The sequence below is a fragment of the Acetobacter sp. P1H12_c genome, assembly GCF_018811975.1.
In the GTDB taxonomy this organism is placed as follows: domain Bacteria; phylum Pseudomonadota; class Alphaproteobacteria; order Acetobacterales; family Acetobacteraceae; genus Acetobacter; species Acetobacter persici.
This window is the reverse complement of sequence record NZ_JACRVR010000065.1, coordinates 1-5,542: the sequence shown is the minus strand read 5'-3', so window position 1 is coordinate 5,542 and position 5,542 is coordinate 1. Positions and strand designations below refer to the sequence as shown.

General features: G+C 58.8%; 5 protein-coding genes. All 5 read right to left on the bottom strand.

Annotated features, from left to right (window positions below; translation table 11 throughout):
* Positions 1-160: 160 nt before the first annotated feature.
* Positions 161-796, bottom strand: a complete 636-nt coding sequence (locus KP699_RS15735; RefSeq protein WP_086641633.1) for a hypothetical protein — start codon at positions 794-796, stop codon at positions 161-163.
* An 86-nt stretch (positions 797-882) separates the two neighbouring features.
* Positions 883-1,056, bottom strand: a complete 174-nt coding sequence (locus KP699_RS15730; RefSeq protein ID WP_231888558.1) for a hypothetical protein — start codon at positions 1,054-1,056, stop codon at positions 883-885.
* Positions 1,057-1,362: 306 nt separating this feature from the next.
* Positions 1,363-4,266, bottom strand: coding sequence for a DEAD/DEAH box helicase (locus tag KP699_RS15725; RefSeq protein ID WP_215763279.1), 2,904 nt, complete (start codon positions 4,264-4,266; stop codon positions 1,363-1,365).
* 100 nt (positions 4,267-4,366) lie between these two features.
* Positions 4,367-5,329, bottom strand: a complete 963-nt coding sequence (locus tag KP699_RS15720) for a hypothetical protein (RefSeq protein ID WP_215763278.1) — start codon at positions 5,327-5,329, stop codon at positions 4,367-4,369.
* A gap of 18 nt (positions 5,330-5,347) precedes the next feature.
* A partial coding sequence (locus tag KP699_RS15715) for a hypothetical protein (protein ID WP_215763277.1) occupies positions 5,348-5,542 on the bottom strand: 195 nt, incomplete at its 5' end.

Here is a 5,542-nt window from a genome sequence, read left to right as displayed (position 1 = left end):
CAGGGTATGAGACATTCCTGAAACAGCAAGACGGTTTTTTCGCAATTGTTGACACCGTTCGGCTCCACTCCGGATACCAAAACTGATGTCGTGCGCTACCATTTCTGGCGCGGGAGTTCCGTTTCCGGTCACCCCACGCCTCAGACATCGGTTCTTGTCCTTATAGCGACATCTCTCTGTCACGCCCGTCGTCAGCGATCCGGCCCACCAGAGACTGGCAGAGTGCCTTCAGGTCTTCCGGACGCGCCAAAAGATCGAGAAAGATGCAGACCGGGGTGATGCCAACACGGCGGTAGAAGGCTTCACGCCGCTCGAAGCGCTCCAGTCCCCGGCGCTCATGATCGTTGCGGGTGATGCGGTTCACACCGCAGCAGCCGATCACCTCGATAAAGCAGGCGGCATCTCGACGTCGCAGCGTCAGATCCGCTTTCTCTGGCCCCACATCAGGCATGATCGGCTGGTGAAGATCTATTTCCATATCATGATGTTTGAGAGAATCCAGTATCTGATACACGATGCGTTCAGGCAGGGATTCCAGCGCCTTTCCATCCGAAGCTGTGGTTCCCGTGGGCGGCAGCTCGGGCCAGCGAGCCCTCGCCTGGGCATCGACGCGAGCCCAGTCCCGCTGACCAGACTCACCGATGAAGACCAGATGCTGACCGGCAGGGCCGAGGTAACGACAGATGGCCTCGCTCGGTGGAGCGCCGAGCGCACGGGCCAGGTCCCGATAGGTGATGAGATCGGCTTCGGTGGGGTGAAAACGGGACAGCGTAGCGTCGTCTGAAGAGCGAAACATTCTTTATTTTCCTTATGAAACGAGAACAGGCGCGATATGAGCGCGCCTGTTAATGGAAGAAAGGGATATGAGTGAGGAGGAGTGCGTCAGTCGCAGCCGGAGCCTTCGCCATCCAGAATCTTGCTGGTCACGCACCGGACCTTGCGTCCGATCATGCGGGTCAGGATAACGACGCCTTCTAGGATGCGGTCGTCCGTATTGCCCTCGAGCGATTGGCTTATGGCGAAGTCAAGCAGCCGATGCAGTGCTACAAGCTGCATAAGATCCGCCTCTACAGCGGAAGAAGTAGTTGTATGATCAGACATTGATGTTCTCGTTTGGAAGTATTGCGGGACGAGGAATCCACACGCCAAAAACCGATACCAGATCGGAAAAGAACAAAATCCTTTGGGGAATTTAGGGTGTGAGACCTCAAAGCCCGGGAAAAATCAGGATCAGATCACACAATTAAAACAGACCAAGAAGTACTACACCGTTAACCCTGCCAGAGCTCGCAAGACTCGTTTCTGAAAAATACCAGCTCAAGCCGTTATAGATTCGAACTGATCGTATCAGCCTGAAAAGCGTTACTGTTTTCTCGGACGCGGAGGTGCCCGCTTTCGCGTGGCTGCGACCTGAGCGTTCTTTGCAACTTCTGTCCGCTGGGCTTCAGACATCAGGGCGGCGATCACACGGCTTCTTACACTGGCATCCGTCCCCTCGATGCGCCTGCCGGCAATCCCAGCCTTTTCGTCGAGAATTGTGTTGATATTGGCGAGTTTCTCAATGAGAACTTTGGTAACATACTCATCCAGATTCTGCCTGTCCGGTATATGCGCCAGCAGAGTGATGATGTGATAGCCTTTCGCCGTCTGACCTGCCCGGTGTCCGCGATCCTCGGCCTGATGCATCGCCGCCGGCACCCAGTCCAGTTCGACAAACACACAGGTATCAGCACGGTGAAGGGTCAGCGCCTCACCCGCTGCATTGATCGAACCCAGAAAGATCTCGACTTCCCCTTTCTGAAACATTTGCTCAGCTTCCGCACGCTCACGATCAGGCGTCTCGCCATGGACCGTCACAACGGATCGGCCGCGCCTGCGAAGCTGTTTTTCCAGTTCCGCAATCACGCCCCGATGATGCGCGAAGACCAGACATGCCCCTTTCGCCTCGACCACGTCATCAATCAGATCCACCGTGGCCGGATTGGCAATCTTGGCAAGACCCAGCCATTTGCGGGCAGACGAGAGTAGCCCCATGATGGCCTTTGCAATACCGCCGGATGTAGCGCCCCTCGCAATCGCCCGCCCAAGCGTCTGAGCGATCTGAGCCATGACCTCGTCATAGTGCCACAGGGCTTCCCCTTGCGGTGCGATCTCCACCCACTGCCTTATCTTGTCCGGCAGATCGAGCACATCGGCCTTGAGCCGTCTCACCATGATCGTCTTGAAGATTTCCGCTACTGCTGCATCCTGCGCAGCATTTCGGTCCGATCTTCGGTGACCCTGGGCCAGTGCTCCTGCGAGACGGTCTCTGGCACCGGGAAGAATGGCCTCGATCAGGCTGGCCCCCTCTCCGCCGTGGTTGCGCAAAGGGGTGCCGGTCAGGAGAACCGCACCCCGTGAGCGATCCTCGATAAGGGTACGAACAGCACGGGTACGCCCGGCATCCCTGTTCTTGATACGATGGGCCTCGTCGGCAAAAACCACGTCGGGTTGCCACGCCATCAGCGCATGCAGCATTTCGGAAGACAGGCGTCGGCCCATCCGATGCAGGAGCGTCATCGTCTGGCTGCTGATCCCCCGACCGGCTGGCATCACCAGATTGCGTAACACATTTCCAATCTCGGCATTAATTCTTGCGTCAAAATGAAAAGGCGTGAACTTGCCATCACCCTCATCGCGTCCCTCTTCTGCGGCCAGCTGGCTGGCACTTTTCCTGTCTTTACCTGGCGCCTCGGCTGCTGCACGAACCCGATAATGACCGGCTTCCCGCAGCTTCGCCCGAAGCCAGCTCGCCGTTGCAGCGTCCGGTGGCGTAAACTTTCCGCTCCGGGCGGTCAGAACATCATAGGTGACGATTACCCACCCGGCATCGGGCAGATCCGTCAGATCCTGAAGAGATTCCTCGACATGAAAAATGCGGTCTGTTCCGGACCAGCCTCTGATTTCCCGGTCCCACACCCACCGGGCATTCGCGGGAGCAACGACGAGAACGCGCTGAGCGCTGCACCCCACGGCAGCACCAATGGCAGTCCCCGTCTTCCCCAGCCCCATCTCGTCCCCCAGAATACCCCGCATATCCCGATCGAGCAGGAACCGGATGCCGTCCTTCTGGTGCGCAAAAAATCTGTAACTGTTTTCTGCGGGCTTCTCCCACCCCGGTATCGCAGAGAGATTTGCAGTTTTCGGATCCAAACGGGAGGTCGTCTTACGATGCTCCCGCACAGCCACCTTCATAGCAGCGAATGTTTTCGCAATCTCCGCCCACATGTCATCCGTTACTGTGGCGGTCGGCCCCACAGGCGTGCCGGGACGCACTCGCCCACTCGTCGATGCCAGCAGGATACGATGAAGCGGATTGGCCAGAGCAATGGTGACATGGACAAGGCCGGTATCGCGCTCAACGCACACCGACTGGTTACGCCACGCATTCTGCTGCGCGCGATCCGCCACAATGGTTTTCGTCTCGACGGGATGCAGACTGTTCCAGTGCTTCACCAGTTTTCTGACCGTTGTCATCGGCATAGGGAGGCTGACAAGACACTCCTCGTCCTGAAAATCATGGCACCAGGGAGACGGGGTTGATGTCTCGATCGCCCCGACAAGTCTGATCATAGCCGTCCGTGCCGCGCCGCCCGCAGCGACAAGAGTGGGGCGATCAAGACGGATCAGTGCCCAGCCCCCGGCAATCTCCAGGGCTTCGACTTGGAACGGCCGATTTGTATCCCTTTCACGCATGGGCCTGATAGACCATGCCGGTCGCGCTCTCAGGGCCCGGGCTTTCACAACGTTGAGAACGTCCGGTGACGCTACGGACCATCCGGTATCGCGATTCCAGTATCCCCCGTGCTTCTTGATGATGTCGACGATGGCCTTTCCCGTTGACTCGTAGCGTTCCTCAATCGAAAACCACACAAAGCCGCCGTCATCGGAAACATACAGCGTCCGCCGTGCATCCTGGCCGATATACCAGGGAAATGAGTCGGTGATCTCTTTCCAGGAGACAGTCCGCAGACTGGCAATATCAGGGATTTCGATAGTTTCAGCAGATACCACGTCCTCTGGCGCAGGCGGATCTGCCGGAGAAACCGATGCAACCTTCTTGCGAGGCCGACCACGTTTGGGAATATGGGCAGCCGCGTCATCCACCCCAAGATACCGGGCGAGAGCCGCTGTAAGAAACGCCGCCCGCGTTTGCGTGCCACGCTTCTCATTCAGCAGATCGTCAAGTTCCTGAGGAAGCCTGACCAGGATCGGATTGGATGCCATTGGCGAATCACCGACAAAAACAGCAACTGATTTATCGTGCTATTTCGGTCATTCTGGGCACAAGAAAAATCGTTACTCTTTTCAGCTCCTGCCCGATTTTTCACTCCCCGACATAATGTCCGGTTTCAGCAAGATCCTTTGCGAAGGTCAGGCCGAACTTTTTCCAGCCGTCCCCGAAGTTGTCGTAGGTCGCCAGGAACACCTGCTGAGGACGAATGAACTGTGGGGCAAAGACCTCCAGCACACGCGGATCGCTGGCCCAGCCCGGCACCTGTTCGGGCGTCATCAGCACGGCCACCGTGATCCGCTGATGTCCCGGCTCGACCGTCTGGAGCGGGCCGTATTCCAGCACCCGCTGCGGTTTGAGCGTGTAGCAGTAGCGCGACACCGAGCTCACACCGGACGGGGGCGATGTGGTCCCGAGCAACGGCGGGATGCTCGCCGCTCCTATACGACCCTGTTCATCAGGCGGGATTTCAAAATGCCCGACGATCTCCGGACCGGAGCCCAGAAACAGGTCCCCCTCAAAGCGTGTCGTCGCTTCGACATTGGCTGGCGGCGGTTCCGATGGTCTGGGCTCCGAGCTGTCGTCCAGATCGTGCAATCCCAGTTGAGCCGCCGTGGGCATGCCGGGATGGGTCGTGTGAACAACCCAGGTCACTGGTACGCGCCGCACCACGCCCGCCGCCATCAACGCCTGCACGAACGGCGTTGGTTCCATGCCACGCGGACCGTCGCCGAGCAGAACGCCGGTGGTGCCCGCATTATAGGCTGCCCCCGGCTCGACCCCAGCCGTGTATCTACTGGCGGCGACGGCTGACATGGGCCAGGCCGCCTCACTATGGATGGCATCACCTCCCAGCCTGAGACAGACGCGACGGCTGTTTCCCTCCTCCAGATCGCCCCGGTCACCCGGCAGGGCCCGCAGCGTCGCCAGAATACCATCGGCTGCCTGCGCGGCCTTGCGGTCGTCCGATGCCGCACAGGCAGACGGGACGGAAGCGCCGGTCAGGGCGGTTGTGACCAGCGCCGCCAGCAGCGGTACGGCCAGCAAGGGTTTCATCGTCCGGAAACACATGGCCTATTGCTCCTCCTGATTACCGACTAGTTCCAGCCCCTTCGGCAACCGATGGAAAACAAGCCGATGGCGAATATCCTTGCCATTTTCCCAATCCTGAAAGGACCCGATCGTCCTGCGGAACACAGGGGACTGCATCCAGTCCTTCAGATCCTCACGCCGATAGACAGCCGTAGCCGTCATGACGTCGCGCCCGGC

What these genes read in the sequence shown, in the direction of transcription:
- KP699_RS15735 (WP_086641633.1), bottom strand. Translation starts at nt 796, where the DNA reads ATGTTTCGCTCTTCAGACGACGCTACGCTGTCCCGTTTTCACCCCACC.
- KP699_RS15725 (WP_215763279.1), bottom strand. Translation starts at nt 4,266, where the DNA reads ATGGCATCCAATCCGATCCTGGTCAGGCTTCCTCAGGAACTTGACGAT.
- KP699_RS15720 (WP_215763278.1), bottom strand. Translation starts at nt 5,329, where the DNA reads ATGAAACCCTTGCTGGCCGTACCGCTGCTGGCGGCGCTGGTCACAACC.
- KP699_RS15730 (WP_231888558.1), bottom strand. Translation starts at nt 1,056, where the DNA reads ATGCAGCTTGTAGCACTGCATCGGCTGCTTGACTTCGCCATAAGCCAA.